General features: G+C 68.1%; 17 protein-coding genes and 1 tRNA gene. 9 read left to right on the top strand and 9 right to left on the bottom strand.

The genetic code is table 11. From position 1 onward, the window contains the following. Nucleotides 1-22 precede the first annotated feature (22 nt). Entirely contained in the window at nucleotides 23-709 is a 687-nt protein-coding gene (locus J7E96_RS19575; RefSeq protein WP_215132943.1) for a class I SAM-dependent methyltransferase, read from the bottom strand. 115 nt (nucleotides 710-824) lie between these two features. Beyond that, nucleotides 825-1,289 carry a hypothetical protein gene (locus J7E96_RS19580; RefSeq protein WP_215132944.1) on the bottom strand — a complete coding sequence of 155 codons (465 nt, stop codon included), beginning with the start codon at nucleotides 1,287-1,289 and terminating at the stop codon, nucleotides 825-827. A 186-nt stretch (nucleotides 1,290-1,475) separates the two neighbouring features. Here J7E96_RS19580 and J7E96_RS19585 point away from each other — a divergent pair, with 186 nt between their 5' ends. After that, the gene (locus J7E96_RS19585) at nucleotides 1,476-2,765 is read left to right on the top strand and encodes a helix-turn-helix transcriptional regulator (protein WP_308296040.1); all 1,290 of its coding nucleotides are present in this window, start codon (nucleotides 1,476-1,478) and stop codon (nucleotides 2,763-2,765) included. Nucleotides 2,766-2,883: 118 nt separating this feature from the next. Here the strand turns inward: J7E96_RS19585 and J7E96_RS19590 are convergent, their stop codons facing one another. After that, the gene (locus J7E96_RS19590) at nucleotides 2,884-3,138 is read right to left on the bottom strand and encodes a DNA-binding protein (protein WP_215132946.1); all 255 of its coding nucleotides are present in this window, start codon (nucleotides 3,136-3,138) and stop codon (nucleotides 2,884-2,886) included. A 103-nt stretch (nucleotides 3,139-3,241) separates the two neighbouring features. Between J7E96_RS19590 and J7E96_RS19595 the strand changes: the two genes are divergently transcribed. The 4 genes from J7E96_RS19595 to J7E96_RS19610 all read left to right on the top strand — a co-directional run bounded on the left by J7E96_RS19595 (nucleotide 3,242) and on the right by J7E96_RS19610 (nucleotide 6,793). Then, the gene (locus J7E96_RS19595; RefSeq protein ID WP_215132947.1) at nucleotides 3,242-3,823 is read left to right on the top strand and encodes a helix-turn-helix domain-containing protein; all 582 of its coding nucleotides are present in this window, start codon (nucleotides 3,242-3,244) and stop codon (nucleotides 3,821-3,823) included. A 68-nt stretch (nucleotides 3,824-3,891) separates the two neighbouring features. Continuing rightward, nucleotides 3,892-5,547 (top strand): tyrosine recombinase XerC, encoded by a 1,656-nt coding sequence (xerC, locus tag J7E96_RS19600; RefSeq protein ID WP_215132948.1) that lies wholly within the window; start codon nucleotides 3,892-3,894, stop codon nucleotides 5,545-5,547. Nucleotides 5,548-6,155: 608 nt separating this feature from the next. Then, nucleotides 6,156-6,389, top strand: a complete 234-nt coding sequence (locus J7E96_RS19605) for a type II toxin-antitoxin system VapB family antitoxin (RefSeq protein WP_215132949.1) — start codon at nucleotides 6,156-6,158, stop codon at nucleotides 6,387-6,389. Next, nucleotides 6,386-6,793, top strand: coding sequence for a PIN domain nuclease (locus J7E96_RS19610; RefSeq protein WP_215132950.1), 408 nt, complete (start codon nucleotides 6,386-6,388; stop codon nucleotides 6,791-6,793). Before J7E96_RS19605 ends, J7E96_RS19610 begins: the two co-directional genes overlap by 4 nt. A 147-nt stretch (nucleotides 6,794-6,940) precedes the next feature. Here J7E96_RS19610 and J7E96_RS38850 read toward each other — a convergent pair whose 3' ends face one another. The 4 genes from J7E96_RS38850 to J7E96_RS19630 form a co-directional block, all read right to left on the bottom strand. Then, complete coding sequence (locus J7E96_RS38850; protein ID WP_374196698.1) at nucleotides 6,941-7,864, bottom strand: phosphorothioated DNA-binding restriction endonuclease; 924 nt, start codon at nucleotides 7,862-7,864, stop codon at nucleotides 6,941-6,943. A gap of 109 nt (nucleotides 7,865-7,973) precedes the next feature. Then, on the bottom strand, nucleotides 7,974-8,333 hold the full coding sequence (locus J7E96_RS38855) for an SEC-C domain-containing protein (protein WP_215133021.1): 360 nt from the start codon (nucleotides 8,331-8,333) through the stop codon (nucleotides 7,974-7,976). Nucleotides 8,334-9,542: 1,209 nt separating this feature from the next. Beyond that, nucleotides 9,543-9,842, bottom strand: a complete 300-nt coding sequence (locus J7E96_RS19625) for a carboxypeptidase-like regulatory domain-containing protein (RefSeq protein ID WP_215132951.1) — start codon at nucleotides 9,840-9,842, stop codon at nucleotides 9,543-9,545. 43 nt (nucleotides 9,843-9,885) lie between these two features. Next, complete coding sequence (locus J7E96_RS19630) at nucleotides 9,886-10,815, bottom strand: serine protease (protein WP_215132952.1); 930 nt, start codon at nucleotides 10,813-10,815, stop codon at nucleotides 9,886-9,888. A gap of 429 nt (nucleotides 10,816-11,244) precedes the next feature. Between J7E96_RS19630 and J7E96_RS19635 the strand changes: the two genes are divergently transcribed. From J7E96_RS19635 to J7E96_RS19650, 4 genes are all read left to right on the top strand, one after another. Beyond that, on the top strand, nucleotides 11,245-11,910 hold the full coding sequence (locus tag J7E96_RS19635) for a hypothetical protein (protein ID WP_215132953.1): 666 nt from the start codon (nucleotides 11,245-11,247) through the stop codon (nucleotides 11,908-11,910). A 642-nt stretch (nucleotides 11,911-12,552) separates the two neighbouring features. Further along, on the top strand, nucleotides 12,553-13,869 hold the full coding sequence (locus J7E96_RS19640) for a S8 family serine peptidase (RefSeq protein WP_251070143.1): 1,317 nt from the start codon (nucleotides 12,553-12,555) through the stop codon (nucleotides 13,867-13,869). A 35-nt stretch (nucleotides 13,870-13,904) separates the two neighbouring features. Next, nucleotides 13,905-14,177 (top strand): hypothetical protein, encoded by a 273-nt coding sequence (locus J7E96_RS19645; protein WP_215132954.1) that lies wholly within the window; start codon nucleotides 13,905-13,907, stop codon nucleotides 14,175-14,177. A gap of 484 nt (nucleotides 14,178-14,661) precedes the next feature. Beyond that, nucleotides 14,662-14,731 (top strand) — tRNA-Met (locus J7E96_RS19650). 307 nt (nucleotides 14,732-15,038) lie between these two features. On the opposite strand, the gene trxB is transcribed toward J7E96_RS19650, so the two are convergent. After that, nucleotides 15,039-16,010 carry a thioredoxin-disulfide reductase gene (trxB, locus tag J7E96_RS19655; RefSeq protein ID WP_215132955.1) on the bottom strand — a complete coding sequence of 324 codons (972 nt, stop codon included), beginning with the start codon at nucleotides 16,008-16,010 and terminating at the stop codon, nucleotides 15,039-15,041. After that, nucleotides 16,007-16,420: an arsenate reductase ArsC gene (locus J7E96_RS19660; protein ID WP_215132956.1), complete on the bottom strand. Its 414-nt coding sequence runs from the start codon at nucleotides 16,418-16,420 to the stop codon at nucleotides 16,007-16,009. The genes trxB and J7E96_RS19660 overlap by 4 nt, the downstream gene beginning before the upstream one ends. Nucleotides 16,421-16,458 lie beyond the last annotated feature (38 nt).

Here is a 16,458-nt window from a genome sequence, read left to right on the forward strand (position 1 = left end):
ACTCCCGTGACGATCAGCGATGTCAGCCAGCGGGACGCTCGGCGGTGACCAGCAAGGTGGCGGCTGCCCGCGGACCCTCGCCGGCGGGCAGCTCCTCTACGTGGATCCGGGTGAATCCGGCCTCGTCCAAGACCTTGATCCACACGTGCTCTTGCAGCACCCACCGGCGCATGGTGGCGGTCTCGCCGTCCGGGGTCTTCGCCGGGACGTCGGCCGGCGTCACGTCCGGCTGCGCGGAGGCCCCGGAGAGGTAGTGCGCCAGGGTGGAGAAGACGAGGAGCCCGCCGGGGCTGAGCGCGACGGCCGCGGCCGGCAGGAGTTCGCGGGGGTCGGTGAAGTCCACCGCACCGAACACGCTGTACAGCACGTCATAGGCGCTGGGCGCGGTGCTCAAGTGGGGGACGACGTCGTGGTGGACGAGTCGGAGGCGCGGGGCGAGCGGGCCGTAGAGGTCGGCGGCCATGGCGTGCTGGGCCGGGGAGGCGTCCACGGCGTCGATCCGGGCGGGGGTGTGGTGGACTGCCAGGTGGGCGGCATGACGGGCGGCGCCGGCGCCGAGGTCGGCCAGGGTCTTGCCGGTGATGTCGCCGAGGACTTCCGGGCCTGGTCCGCCGTCCTGGCCCCAGTTCCAGAGGAAGGTGTCAGGCACAGCGCGATCGTGCTTGGCGCGGACGCGGCCGTACTGGTGCCAGAGGTCTGTCGTCGTCACCCGGCCATCTTGGCGGCAGGGCCCCGGTCGTGTGGCTTGTTCGGGGGAATGTCACCCGGGCGTGCCTCGGGGGCCCGGACGGCGAGTCCGGGCCCCCGAGGGTCTTGCGGGGAGGTCAGTGGGAGTCGTTGCCGGGGTGGCACGGGCCGCACTCGGCAGCGTCCTCCCACAGCGACAGATCGACGTCCCAGCCGTTGCAGGCAACGATGTGGGCGGTCTTCATCACCGACCCGTCGTCCTTCATCTCGACCAGGGGCACGTGGTGCAGGAAGTGCCCGCCGTTGAACTTGTCGCACAGCTCGGCGTAGGCGACGGTGTCGAGGATGATCGTGTGGACGCCGATGTCCACGATCTTGCTCGGGGCAAGCCCCAGGCCCTCGCCCCGGTGGCTCATCGCGGTGAGCAGGTAGGCGTAGCCCTGGCCGAGGACACGGGTGGCCATGACCGAGTCGTACGGGTAGTCGCGCATCAGGAGTCCGACCTGCTTCTCCCAGAGGTCGGCCGGCACGATGTCGCGGGGGGAGCGGGCCGGGCCGGTCACCGGGTCGGTGACGAGGGGGGTTGCGGCTGCGGTTGCCATGGTGCCTCCGATGGACGGTGCCCCGCGAGTTCGGGGCGATGCATCGAGAACACCGCACCCCGCACCTTGATGGAGATCAACTCTCTTCTTGTGCAAGGCGTTTGCAGGATGTGCAAGCGGTCTCGACACCCTTGTTCCTGCGCCCATACCGTGGGTGGCCCCCGGTCGTGCAGCAGGGAGGGACCCGTGCCCGGTGACCCGCTCTGGAACAGCTCGAAGGCCAAAGAGTTAGTCGCGCGGCGTCATCCCGGAGGGCTCATCCGCCTGGGCCGCGAGCACCGAGGGTGGACGCTTGCCGACCTCGGTGGGCACCTGGGGTGCTCGGCCGCGACGGTCTCACGGATGGAGCGACGCAGCCACATCACCGACCTGACGCTGATTCACCGGGCGGCCTCTACGGTAGGCATCCCCCAACACGTCCTGGTGAGTTCCCTGGCGCCCCCGGCCCCAACGGCACCGGCCGCCACTAGAGTGTCGGCCAGTCCGCACGCCGAGGAGGACCCGATGCGCCGCCGCTCGCTGCTTGCCGCCACGGCGACCGTTCCGGCCGCCATGCTGCTCGGCATGGACCGGGCCCTGGCCGACACGCCGGCCCCCACCGGCAGGGGCGCGCTCGACCCCCGCATGGCCGCGGCCCGTGAGCTGTACGACAAGGGCGCCCACACCCAGCTCCTCGCCCTGCTTCCGGGCCTCATCGCCGACGGGCACGCCGCCGCCTCCTCGCGCCGTGAACTCGACCAGGCGCGGCTCTCATCCGCTTACAGCCTGAGTGCCGCCCTATTGATCAAGATCGGCTCGTACGAGCAGGCCCGCCTCACCGCCGACCGCGCCCGCACCTGGGCCGAGGTGTCCGGCTCCCCGCTCGCCGCAGCCGCCGCCTCTCGGGAACTTGCGATCGTGCTCCGTCACCAAGACCGTGGCGAGGAGGCGCAGCGCCTCATGGAGTCGGCGGCGGCCCGGGTGGAGGCCACGGGGCTACGTACCGAGGCGGCATCGTCGGCCTACGCGCAGATGCTGTGCACCCTGGCCTACACCGCCGCCCGGGGAGGGCAGCGCACCGAGGCCCTGGCCATGGCCGAGGAAGCCCGGCGCGCCGCCCGCCGGCTGCCACTCCTCGCACCTGCTGGACGCCTCTTCCCCCTCAGCCCGGCCGCCGTCGACCTTTACACCGTCGGCGTGCACTGGGCGCTCGGCGACGCGGGCGCCGCCCTGGAAGCGGGGCGAAACCTCCGCCCCGAGCATTTCCCGACGGCTGAGCGTAAGGCGCGGCTGGGCACCGACATGGCCCGCGCCTGGTGGGCATGGGGCCGCCCTGAGCAGACCGCCCGCGCACTGCTCGACGCCCACCGTGCCAGCCCCGGCGAGGTGAGGGACCGCCCCGCAATCCGACGTATCGTCACCGAGCTGGCGCAGCAGCACCTCCGGGCTGCCGGGGTGCGCGAACTGCACGCTGCCGTGTCAGCCCCCGCTGCCTGAACGGCTCCTCTACGGAGCAGAGCCGCACGGAACGTACGGTCTGCCGCCGCCCTCGCAATGGCGATGCCCCGGCACCGGGGGTGGGTGCCGGGGCATCGGTCTGCCCGCCGCGTGGGGGTTAGGCGGCGGGCGCGGCGGCGCTCTCCGGCAGGGGGACCTGGAGAACGCGGAGCATGTCGGCCGTCACGACGCGGAACAGGCGCCCGGTGCGGATGACGCGGCACGGGAACTCGTCGCTGCGGGCGAGGGCATAGGCGGTGGTGCGTCCAATCCCGAAGGCGCGGCCGGCGGTCTCCAGGTCGGTGGTCGGGGGGAGGTCCAGGAGGTCGCGTGTCGTCATCCCCTGGACTGCGGCGGTGGGTTGCTGGGTCATATTGGCGCAACTCCTGGTCTAAATCGGGGCGGCATTGGGTCCTGGAGGCGCACTGTACGTCATGGGTTGATACGGCACAACAGCGTCTGTACTTTGGGTCATCGTGGAGCAACTTGAGTGGTCGGCCCGAGTCAGCAAGACCGTGGCGCAGGAGGTGCGACGGCACCGCCAGGCGCGGCGCCTGAGCGCGCAGCAGCTCGCGGACGCGTGCGAGCGGCTGGGCGGCAACCTGCCCCGGACGGTCATCTCCAACATCGAGAACGGCCGGCGAGGCAACGTCACCGTCGCGGAGGTGCTGATCCTCGCCGCTGCGCTCGAGGTACCGCCGACCGCGCTGGTCTTCCCGGTCGGGTACGAGGCCGAGGTCGAGCACCTGCCCGGCAAGACGGCCTCTCCGCTGGAGGCCGCCGACTGGTGGAACGGTGAACCGGCCGCCGAGGAGTGGGCCCTGACCCTGCTCCGCAAGCACCGGCGGCTGGAATCCCAGATCCGCCGGCTCTACAAGCAGATCTGGGAACAGGCCATCGGGGACTACCGGTGGCAGGGGGAGCCGGGGGGCCCGGAGGCGGGCGCGGCCCGGGAGGTCGCGGAGGAGCTGACCCGCGAACTCCACGAGCTGCGCGACGAGATCGCCGGCCGCGGCCTGGTGCTCCCGCCGCTCCCTGGGCTGGACCGACCGGCCTAAGCGTCCAGGCGGGGACGGCCCGCCACGTACGGGCGCGGGGCGCGCCCTGGTCCTACGGAGGGATAGCCATGCCTGGAGCACGGCGTGCCGGTGGCATTACGAAGCGGTGTGAGTGCCGCGACGAGGGCGGCAAGCGGCTGGGGGTGCAGTGCCCGCAGCTGACCAAGAGGGCGCACGGCAACCACCAGTTGCGCCAAGAGCTACCGCCGGACGAGAAGGGGACGCGGCGCACGTTCCGGCGTACCGGGTACGCGACGGTGAAGGACGCCCAGACCGACCTGGACCGCATCCGCGCGATCCTCGACCTTGCGGAGGACGACGAGGACGCCGCGCGGCGGGTGGGCGACCTCCTGGCCGCCGTGATGCGGGACCGGGAGCCGATCCCGGACACCGCTGACGTGAAACGGCGCCTCGCCGGCGGCGTGCCCATGGACGTCTCCCTGACCGTCGGGGAGTGGCTGGAGACCTGGGTGGAGTCCAAGAAGACGAAGCGCACCACCACGGCCGGGTACCGGTCCCACATCCGCGTGCACCTGATCCCAGGGGTGGGGCGCTACCGCCTGGACCGCTTCAACGTCGCCCAGGCACAAGCCTTCTTCGACGGGATCACCGAGCAGAACGAGGTGATCGCGGCCGAGAACGCCGCTCGCCGGGAGCAGGAGGCGCGCTGCCGGTGGGGCAAGGCGTGCCGACCGCCGGCCGCGGAGTCCGCGCGCCTGGCGGTCGAGCGGGAGAAGCTGGCCGCGATGCCGCCATACCGGCTCATCACGGGGCCGGCGACCAAGCAGCGCATCCGGGCCACGCTGCGGACCGCGCTCAACGCCGCGATCCGCCGGCAGTACATCACGTTCAACCCGGCGGCCTGGGTGGAGCTGGAGTCCGGCAAGCGGCCGAAAGCCGTCCTGTGGACGGACCGGCACGTCGAGCACTGGCGGAAGACCGGCGAGAAGCCGAGCGCCGTCATGGTGTGGACGCCGACCCAGATCGGGGAATTCCTCGACGCCGCCGAGGAGTCCCGGCTTTACGCGTTCTTCCACCTGATCGCGTTCCGAGGCCTCCGCCGCGGCGAGGGTGTGGGCCAGGACGAGCGAAACGTGGACCTGGAGAACGGGTCCATCACCATCTCCAAGGAGATCGTGGTCGACAACTGGCAGGTGTTCGAGGACGACCCGAAGACCGACGGGTCGGCCGCGACGATCGCCCTGGACTCCCTCAACGTGTCCGTGCTCCGGGAGCACCGCATCCGGAAGGCCGCGGAGCGGGCGGCCTGGAACGAGCAGGCCGCGAAGGACCGCTCGGACGGCAAGGACACCCAGGACTGGGTCGACACGGGCAAGGAGTTCGTGGACGTCGACGGGTCATGGCTGCACCCGGAGAAGGTGAGCGAGGAGTTCCGGCGGATCTGCCGGAAGGCCGGCCTACCGTCGATCAACCTCCGGGACCTTCGCCACTGCGCGGCCACCCTCATCCACGGCGGCGGCGGCGACCTCCACGCGGTGAAGGAGACGCTACGGCACTCCTCCATTCAGCTCGCCGGCGATACGTACACGTCGCTGCTCCAGCAGGTCGACCAGGAGATCGCGGAGCGCGCGGCCGGGCTGGTGCCCAGGGCTCGGAAGCCGCTGGACCCGCCCCTGGAGGAGGTGCCGGAGCCGCCCGAGGACGAGCCCGAGGACGGGTCCGAAGATGGGCCGGAAGGCTCGCCCGCGCCCCCGGGCGAGTAGGCTCGTGGACGTCACCGACGGGTGGTGTTCCCGCAGGTGGCAGGAGGTCTCTGCTCGCCCGATGCTCGCCCGAACGCTCCATAACGGGGTGACCCGAGGCGACACGAGCCGACAGGAGCGGGGGAACGGCGCGGAGGGAATCCGGCCCGTGACCAGCACGTTCCGGCAGTGGCTAACATGGGGTGACATCAGCCGACACGAGGGGGAGCCCCCCGACAGGGGACTCATAATCCGTCGGCCGTGGGTTCGAGTCCCACCCGCCCCACCACGGAGTGGTCGCGCAGAATCGTTTCTACCTGGGGAAACGTAAGGACGGGAGCCACCGCGCAAGCCTTCGCGGCCCTCGCTGTAGCCCCGGATCAAGATCCAGTGGACATGCAGTGGACGCGGAGCGCCCGAAATGTCAACCATGCCTCCTAGGTCGCTTATGGCATGAAATGTGATCGCGAACGAGCGACTTGTCGCCCGCGGTGGGCGGAGCCTGCGGGTCTCGACTTCGTCCGGCGATCTCGTGCGTGCGTCGATCTTGCTCGAAGGGTGCCGCTGGGCGAATGTTGGTGATGTACCTTGAATATGTACGTCATGGACTCGTGGATGGGGTGGTCGGTATGTCCGTTACCCAGATTGACCTCGACGACGAGGCGCTGACTGAGGCGATGCGCCTGATGGGCGCGTCCACGAAGAAGGAGACCGTCAACGCTGCCCTGCGGGACTACGTTGCCCGTATCAAGAGGCTTGAGGCGGCCGAGAAGCTGGCCGCACGGGGCGAGCGGGGTGAGTTCGAGGCTGCGGCGGCCGCGCATGACGCTGCAAAGCGCGCGCGGCGGGCGGCCTTCGAGTGATCACGTATCTCCTCGACACGTCGGCTCTGTGGCACCTGTTCCGTACGCCGGGAGCCTTGCGGCCATGGGAAGGGCATATCGCCGCCGGCGTGTTCCATGTCTGTGAGCCCACGAGGGCGGAGTTCCTCTACTCGGCCACCAGTCCGGCTCACCGGGACGAGCTCGCTGAGGAGTTGGACGCCCTGTGTCAGCTCTCGCCAGTCCCGAAGAACGCGTGGCGCTGGGTCGACACCGCCCAGTACAAACTCACTCAACGCGGGCAGCATCGCGCCGCCGGCGCAATCGATCTCCTGGTGTGCGCGACAGCGATGCACCACGGTCACACCGTGCTCCACGTGGACAACGACTTTGTCGCCGTGGCGGCCGTACTCAAGGAAGTGCAGCAGCGGGACGTACGCGCCTGACCGCGGCACGCTTCAACAGCCCTACACTGTACGACGCTGAGACCGTCCAGGCGCTCAAAAAACGCAGCTCATCGACATGGAGGAGCCCCCGGGCGAGACGGAGTATGCACCCTCGTCTCGATGCGGGGCGCTGCCGGACCCGATGAACTAAGCGGCCTGTGCTCCAGGCCGTTTGAAGACCTGCGACCCGTGCCAGACGACGAAGTCGGGGTCGACGGCGGGTCGTCCGGGTTGGGGCGTGGACAGGGGCTGTCTGTGCAGGGCGTCGATGGTTTGTCCCGCCTGGCTACGGGCTACGTACATCTGGGAGACCTGGATTCGCAGGTCCGGCATCAGGCCGATGACGCCCAGGTCGAAGAGCGTGTGGTGCAGGGAGCACAGCGCGAGGCCGTTGTGCATCTCGTCCGGCCCGTCCTGGCTGTGCCATCGGACATGGGCGGCCTCGAGCCCCACAGGGTTTCGGCCGAGCGCGCCGTCGTAGCCGCACATGGCGCATGCGTACGCGTAGGCGTGCAGGACTTCTTCGGCGAACCCGGGCCGGCGCTTGCGGCGCTTCTTCGTGGTCGGCTGACAGGCGGCGTCCTCCAGGACTGCCAGATCGAGGCCGACGGCATCACAGATGGCGGCCTCCAGCGCGGGCGTGAAGTGTGGCTCCAGCAGGAGCCGGGCAGCCGCCGCGAGCGTGCCCGAGTCAGCCAGCAACTTCTCGACCGGGGTAAGCAGTTGGCCGTGAGCTCCCCGCATACGGAGCCAGCCCCCGCGCTCTGGGGCGTCCGGCCCGATGGGGTTGCCGTCGTGGTCGTGCAGGCCCCACAGCTCGCGCTCGAGATGTACGAAGGGCATCGCAGCCCGCTCCCGTGCCCTCGACCGGCTCATCACCGTGGGCCCGAAGTCGTTGATCAGACGGCTGACGGGCTCCTCAGCCTCGTCGTACGTCACTGTGGTACTGCCCGAGGTGCCGAACCGCCCGAGCAGCCACAGCAATAGCAGCGGCTTGTGCGGGGCGCGGCGACTACCTATCTGAGCACGCCGTAGCCCGGCCAAGGCGCTCATCAGTTCGTCACTGGTCACGGGACTCACTCTGCCATCCCACCGGAAGCGCGCACTGCCGCTCCGTGAGGGCGAGCGCGTCTGCGGCTGAGGGAGGGTGCCCTTCGCGCCAGGGTGCCGCAGGGGATGTTCAGGTGAGGGCTGGGGTGCCGTGACATTTCTTGTACTTGCGGCCTGATTCGCACCAGCACGGTCCGTTGCGGGGCGGGGGCCAGGACTTCGCTTGCCCTCGGGCTGCCAGGTCGGCGGTGAAGGAAGCACGCAGACCTTCGGCGGCGGGTCCTGGTCTTCGTCGCGGGCGTAGGCGGCGAAGTCGTCGACCGTACCGCGGACGGTAACCAGGCGCGGCTGTCCCTGGTCGGAGTAGGTACGCAGCAGCTCCTCCACCACACGCAGGTGGTGGACGTGGTCGGTGCCGTAGTCGTCGGCGAAGGCAGGCCAGCGGCGGAGCAGCTCGGCGAACTCCTGCTGCGGCCAGAACACCGCACAGGTCAACTGCGGTGCGCTCAGGGCGCTGCGACGCTGTTCGGCCTGCTCGGTGAGCCGGGCGATCTCGGCGCGCAGGACTTCAGGGGCGCCGTTGTCGAGCTGGGTGAGGCGCTTGGGGTCGTGGAGCTCGTTCAGGGTGTGAGTGCCGCGCATCAGCGGCGGGAGCTGGTCGTGGACCTGGTCGGCGACGTCGTCCCATCCGTCGTGTGGGTCGCCGAGTTGGCGTCGGACGCGGTGGCGGCCCGTGAGCAGCATGTCGAGGCCGGGCGGGCCGGTGCGTACGGTGTCGGCAGCGAGCTGGGCGGCGCAATCGAGGATGTCGGCGACCGTGGCGGGAGGCTTGAGCCGACTGTTGGCGATTTGCTGCACCTGGGAGTAGACGACGCGAGGATCAAGGTCAATCTGTGCGGTGACGGACGCGTCAGGATGCACGGCCTCTGCTTCCCGGGGCGAGAGATGTTCCGCTGGGAAGTCCTTCAGATTGAAGGTGACGACACCTGTGCTTTCGCACGTATTGCTGTCGGCGATGCCTGGCACTTCGTTGGCGAGACCTTCGAGGCCGCAGACGATCTGCACGCGGTCGCCGAGTGGTTCACCGCGGGAATCAGCCACATCCTCGGTGCCCTGGAGCGTGACGGACTCCTCGCCTTTGCAGTGCGAACCATGTGAAAACATCAGGTGCTCCCAGCGGCAGAGCCACCGGGTGGCACGCTGCACCGTGAAGCGTTGTGCGAACTGGACATCACCGTTGCCACCCGTGGCAGGAAAGTGCACAGCCCGGTCACAGAGCATTCGCCGTGCGGGCGCCGGACCTGGTGGGGCGCGAATTCGTTTGCGAAGGCCTCGAACCGGACCTGGACGAAGACTTCACGAGATCCGTCACGCACCGAACAATGAGGCACCCACCATAAGGAATGGCGTCTTTGGAAAGGATCCCTGCGCGGATTCCGAAAGGTCACCTTCCGCACGGGTTACGTCCTGGGACGTGGTGTACGGGTTCTGCCTGATCCGGGGGTCTGTTCCGACCACCCGGTGCCCCTCGATCGCGTCCAACCGGGACGCGTTCGGGCTAGCTGCAGGCCGTTCTTCCGGCACACCGATGCCAAAAGGGCCGCATGGAGTTCCGCATCCGCCACCGTAGATCCCCTCGGCGCAACTAGCCCGCCACCAGTGCGAACACTGATGCAACTCTGCAGCCCAGCACTCCACTTCACCCATCCCGTCCATGACCGGACAACAGCCGGAGCTCCACGTAAGCGGGTTCGCCGCCGCCGACGCGGGTCGAGGCTTCTGCGCCCCTGTCGTCGGGCGCCCGGCATTGGACGGTGTAAACGCCTTCCTCCTGGGCGGGGAACGAGAAGCGACCGTCTTCACCGGTCAGGGCGGCGATATCGAGGATCGACCCGGGTCCTTCGGCCAGGTACACACGTGCGTCCGGCACCGGCCCGCCGGCCTCGTCAAGCACGACACCGGTGATCAGCCGGCGGGCGGCGCTGCTGTGTGGAGTCATCGTGCACACCGCCGGGGCGACCGGCGACCTGGAAGAGGCGAGGTCATGCTTTCCAGGCCACGAGGTTGTCGTACACCGCTCTGGTGATCCGGGTTCCGGAGTTGGTGGTCGCGCCGCCGTAGGCGTGGACCGCGATCCCGTAGCGGCCGCCGTTGTGTAGACGGTAGACGGCGCTGCCGCTTTGTCCGCCAGCCGTGTCGATGTCGTAGTAGACCTTCAGCGGGTTCACCGAACTGATGCCTCGGCCGGCGTACCACTGGGTGCCGGTGGGCTGGTCGCCGGGATATCCGGAGATGTTGCCCGTGGTCTTTAGCAGGTCGGCGTCGGGCCAGACCCCGATTCCGAACCAACCGGTGGTGGAGCCCAGTTCGGTGGGGATGATGATCGCGCCGTAGTCGAAGTTCTCGTCGCCGGAGCCCGTCCAGCCGGTCACCGTCCGGAAGTTCGTGCTGGTGACGGAGCCGAAGGGCAGTGTCGCGCCATTGCGGCCTGGCATGACCTGGATGCTCTTGACCCAGCCGTCCCGTCCAGCCACGCCGCTGTTCTTGATGTAGACCACATGCCCGGCGGTCGCCAGCGTGTGGGGGCCGATGAACCACCCGGTGCCGATCCAGCGGGAGTTGTCGGCAGCGGTGATGAGCAGGGACGCGTGCACGCGCCACGGGTAGTTCGTCGTGTCCGCGATCTGGACACGATCGTCCGGTCCATGGACGGTCTCGGCGTGGGGCGCGGGGCCGTAGGACGCTTCGCCGATGTCCGGCAGCGGGGCGGTCGGCGGTGTCCACGTCTCGGCCGGGATGTTGTCGTACTCCGGGCGCTGGTAGCCCTCCACCGCTTCCAGGCCGTCGGGAGTGCCTTGGGCCGGTGTGCCCTGCACACCTTCGGAGGGGCCTTGGAAGACCGCTTGTTCCTGGGCGAGAGCGGCGAGCTCATCTGGCTGGTTGGAGACGGCTGTGTGCAGATCGCGTGTCATCAGAACTCCTTGGTGACCCCCCCGGCTTGATCCAGGTGGGGGTTACCTACGACGGAGGCAGCGGAAGGACTCCCGGAGCCGTTCACCGCCGAAAGGCTCCCCCTTCCATGAAACGGCGATCTCTCGTTGATCGCCATGCAGCCACGCTCGCTCCGGCGACCGCCGCGCGAGACTTCCCCGAAGTCCCGGCCACTCTGATCTGCCGGACAGGCTCCAGCGTTCCGCTCCGAGGCTTGGTGCGATGGGAACCCGCTGGCCAGCGGGTTCCCATCAGGCGGGCTTGGGCCGCACGGGCTAGCCTGGAAATGGACGGGAAGATCTACGTCCTGAAGTTTCAGACGCCAGGGGTAACTGTCGAGCCGGGAAACCAACTTGCTGTGGAACGCTTCGCCGTTGCGCGCCAGCACTTCCACAAGGAGATGGTGGATAATGTCGCACCAGCACGCAGGATTGGGAAGCGAACAGACCGAGGGACACCGTAAGAGCGCGGAACCGGAGAGGATCCCGTCCGGAAAGGCCGAGGGGTTGTCCACGCGGCCGGTACCCATCGGGCGTAAGCGTGAGTTCAAGCCCGACGTTCCCGTTGTTCTCGACGGAGAAGTTGTCGAGGACCTTGAGCGTATGAAGGCAGAAGCGACGGGGCCCTTGTCCATGACGCGCCTGGCGTACGGCTCGTCCCTGGCACTGGGGGCTTTCACCGACCGCGAGGCGATGCTCGCGGAGGTGGGCAGGATGTATCCCGACGCTGAGCACAGGTCCCTGGTGGCGCTCGAAGCCGTCTGCACGCAGCCGCCTGACTCCTTGCCCACACGTGTGTGCTTCTTCGAAGATGCCGACGAGCAAGGTGACATCAAGTGCCTGGAGGCAGGGTTCGGGTACAAGAACTTGAGTAATGTGCATCGAGGATTTCTGCTGACGCAGAACTGGAACGATGTCATCTCCTCCCTCAGCCAGTGCCGATTCGACGTCTCGCTCTTCGACGCCTTCGACTGGACAGGGAACGAGTTCTTCGCGCCCAAGGGCTGCAACACCCCGAATCTGGCCCGCTTCGGCTGGGGCGACCGAGCAGCTTCGATCGTAAACTGGGGGTCTTGAAACGGCGAGTGCGGATTGCCGTTAGTGCTCGGTCCCGATTTCCCTGGTGGAGCTGGCCGACGCCCCCGGACTCTTGCCGTCGCCTGCTGTCGGGCGGTCAGTCAGACTGCCCGACACAACCATCGCTCAGGTTTCCGATACCTGATTTCACCGTCAGAAGACGGGCGCCTGGCTAATACACGCGCTTTCCCCGCTTCTCGACCTCCCAAGCGTCGCTGGCGCGCGCCGCCGAGCCGATGCGTAGGCACTCACATTCCGGGTCCGCCGGACACGGCAGGATGCCCGGTTCCGGCGCAGGCTGCCCTTACTGCGGGGACAGTCCCGCCACACCCCCCCACAGTGGCGGACGCTTCCACCCCTCCCCGAACGGCGCGGCCGGTACTGGCTCATCCACGCCACGCACCTCTACCCCCGAGAACCGGTTCGACAACGGGGGCCGATCCGACCATCCGTACGGGGATCGAGAAGGGCATCGACCAGGACCAGTAGGCGTCCCAGTGTCGCCGAACGTGGACCACTGGTCGTCGTGTACCAACGTTCGCTCTGACTGGTCGGGGAGGGGGCCCGAGTGGCCGTCTAGCGGGGGCGACATCGGATTTTCAATCGTATGGTCCGAAATGAGTGCTCCACAAAGAGAGGTGGATGATGAGCAACGGCTACGATGCGGCAGCGATGGCGGATGCGGGTATCCCCAAGGGTGCTGGCACTGAATACACCGGGAGATATCTCGTCCTGCTCGACCAGGACGACCCCCAGTCCGGGCTCGACGCGCTCGCGTCAGGAGCGGGAGTCTCGTCGGCGGAGCACGTCCCAAGCGGCGACTCCGGAATCCATGCTTTCGAGCAGGGCGGAAGCGTGGTGCTGGATGACTTGGGCGTGGCCATCGTGGCTGCGTATCCTGACCAGCGATCGGCGTTGGAGATGACTGTCGCGTCGACGCCCAGTCTTCTGACTGCCGAGCCGGAGCGGGTGCTCCACGCGTACACGGCAAGCCTCGAGTTCCTCGAGGGGTACAAACAGGGTGTGATCGACGCCGTCGGTCGCGCGAGCGGCAACGGCCAACAGGGAGCCGTGCTCACGTCGGCTCCTGTGCCTCCCGCATGGGCCGAGACCCAGGCGACGTGGGGACTGCAAGCCATCCTGGCGACCGAGACGGCGCACACAGGCCGGGGCATCGGCGTCGCGATTTTGGACACTGGGGTACATCTTTCCCACCCTGATCTCGCAGGCAGGATCGCACAAACAGCATCCTTTGTGCCGGGCGAGTCGGTCGATGACGGGCACGGGCATGGAACCCACTGCGCGGGAACCTCATGCGGCCCGCAAAGACCTGCCAATGGGCCGCGTTACGGCGTGGCCTGTGAGGCCGACATCTACGTCGGCAAGGTGTTGAACAATCAGGGCCGCGGGAGCGACGGCCAGATCCTCCAGGGAATCAACTGGGCCGTGTCCCAGAAGGGCGTACGCGTCGTATCCATGTCCCTGGGGGGAGCGGTTGCGCTCGGCGAAGGGTATTCGCGCATCTATGAGCGTGCTGCCCGCCGTGCCCTGAGGCGAGGCGTGGTGATCGTGGCCGCCGCAGGCAACGAGAGCATGCGACCCGGGACTCTGGAGCCAGTGGGACAACCCGCGAACTGCCCCTCCATTCTTGCGGTGGGTGCCATCGCAAAGAACTACACCATCGCCCCGTTCTCGTGTGCCGGCCTTAATCCCAATGGTGGTGCGGTTGACCTGGTGGCACCAGGGGTCGACGTCCTATCCGCCTGGCGCGACGGGGGGTACCGTCGTCTCTCGGGTACCAGCATGGCGACGCCCCACGTCGCTGGCGTCACTGCACTGCTCTGGGAGCAAACTCCGGGAGTCACTGCTTCGGAGATCGTGAGCCTTCTTCGCACGGGCGTACGAGACCTGGGCCTCCCGGCGTCCGATGGGGGCAGTGGACTGGTGCAGGCACCCTAGGGGTAAGAGAATGGCGAACCACCTTGGAGGCCGATATGAAGTCCGTGAGCGGCGAATCACGCACCGCGAGCAGCGGCGCGTCGCGGGTCCGCGTCATCGTCGGACTCGACGTGGACCGCTTTGAAGAAGCTGCTCAGGCTGCCCGACGCGCTGGAATGATCATCGAGTCTGAGCAGCCGGAGATCGGCACAGCAGTGGGCACGGTGGCAAGGGATGCGCTAGCGGCGCTGGCTGCTGCGGACGGCGTCGAAGACGTGGAGCGGGAGCGTGTCTACCAGCTGCCCGACCCGGATGCGCCAGTGCAGTAGTCGGCCGATGGCTCACCGTCCTACCGCAGCGGAAGGGCGGTGAGCGGCGTCCAGGAAGAAGCTGCCAACGGCGCCGGTGGGCCAGTGCCCGGCCTGGGAAGGGGGCGTCTGCGCTGTACAGGTCAAATCCGCGGAGGTCGCGTACTGACGGCTCCGCGAAGTCGTCCTCCAGGTATCTGATGGTGACGTGAGACTTCGGTGCCCGCCGGACGGACCTGGTCCACGGAGCCCCCACGTTGCGGCGGAGTTACTTTGCATCGGCAAGGCACTTCGCTGCTCACCTGCTCATATCCTCCGACGCGCCGCGCCATAGCCTGCATCGATGTGCTCGGGAAGATCCCCAGAGGGCTCGGGGAGGGGCGCGCGTGGAGCCGTAGTGGACACGCAGTGGACGGAAGGATCAGAAAGGACCGGGAAGCCCACGGACCGGGCCGATGGCATGTAGCCGTCTGACCTGTGAAAACGGGCAGATCGCGGCAGGATCGGGAAGATCACGGTCGATCACGAAAGGACTCATAATCCGTCGGCCGTGGGTTCGAGTCCCACCCGCCCCACCGGATCGCAGGTCAGAAGAAACGTTCTGACCTGCGCTTTTGTCGTTCTGCAAGCTTGTGCTCACTGGTCTCTCGGTAGCTTTTGGTGGTCCGTAGTGGCCCCAGGGGACAGAACAGGGGGCAAGGTCCGCCCGATGTGACCGATTTGCCTCTTGAGTGGCGAGGGTCGAATGCCGAGATCCGGACGTGGTGAAACAGCCCGTACTGCAACGGCCCATGCCGACGCCGGAGGGGCATGAACAGGCTCAGGGCGCCGCACGGACTGGTGCGGGTCGTGCGGCGCCTGGCTCGATTGCCGATCGGACGCTCAGCCAGCCACTACCGCTACCGCCGAGGGGTGAGTGTCGGCGATGGCTGCGAGATAGCGTTCGGCGTCCAAGGCTGCGGCCGCGCCGGTGCCGGCCGCAGTGATTGCCTGGCGGTAGGTGTGGTCGACGACGTCGCCTGCGGCGAAGACGCCGGGGGCGCTGGTTCGGGTGGAAGGCGCCTGGACCTTCAGGTAACCCTCGTGGTCGAGGTCGAGCTGGTCGGCGAACAATTCGGTGCGTGGGTCGTGGCCGATGGCGATGAACAGGCCTGTAGCTGCCAGGTCGCGGGTCTTGCCGGTGAGGGTGTCGCGCAGGACGAGGCCGGCGAGCATGCCGCCCTCTTCCTTGATCTCGGCTATTTCGCTGTCGAAGGCGAAGGTGATCTTGTCGTCGGCGAAGGCCCGGTTCTGCATGGCCTTGGAGGCGCGCAGCGTTGAGCGGCGGTGGACGACCGTGACGGACTTGGCGAAGCGGGTGAGGAAGGTGGCTTCTTCCATGGCGGTATCGCCGCCGCCGACCACGACGATGTCGCGATCGCGGAAGAAGAAGCCGTCGCAGGTGGCACACCAGGACACGCCGCGGCCGGAGAGTGCGTCCTCCTTGGGAAGGCCAAGCTTGCGGTAGCCGGAACCGGTCGCCACGATCACCGTCTTCGCGCGGTGGACGGAGCCCTCGGAGTCCGTGACTTCCTTGATCTCGCCACTCAGGTTCACGGAAACAATGTCGTCGTCGATCATCTCCGCGCCGAACTTCTCGGCCTGGGCCCGCATGTTCTCCATGAGCACGGGACCGTCGACGCCCTCGGGGAAACCGGGAAAGTTCTCGACCTCGGTGGTGGTGGTCAGGGAGCCGCCGACGAAAATGGAGCTGCCGAACAGCAACGGCTTCAGCTGGGCGCGGGCGGTGTAGAGGGCGGCGGTGTACCCGGCTGGGCCGGAGCCGATGATGATGACGTCGCGTATGGCGCTCACGCGGTCTTGCCCGGGGCGATCTCGGCGATCAGGCCCTCGACGAGCGTCTTGATCTCGTCGCGGATGGGGCGTACGGACTCCACGCCCTGGCCTGCGGGGTCCTCCAGCTTCCAGTCCAGGTACCGCTTGCCAGGAAAGACGGGGCAGGTGTCGCCGCAGCCCATGGTGATGCACACGTCGGAAGCCTTGACGGCGTCGACGGTGAGGATCTTTGGGGTCTCGGCAGACATGTCGATGCCGACCTCACGCATGGCTTCCACGGCTGCCGGGTTCACCGAGTCGGCGGGCGCGGAGCCAGCGGAGCGGACCTCGACGCGGTCCCCGGCCAGGTGGGTGAGCCACGCGGCGGCCATCTGGGAGCGGCCGGCGTTGTGGACGCAGACGAACAGCACGGAGGGCTTGTCGGACACGGCGGGTCTCTTCTCGCGCAGGACGGGCGCAGGTCAGC

Source organism: Streptomyces sp. ISL-96 (assembly GCF_018614035.1).
Taxonomy (GTDB): Bacteria; Actinomycetota; Actinomycetes; order Streptomycetales; family Streptomycetaceae; genus Streptomyces.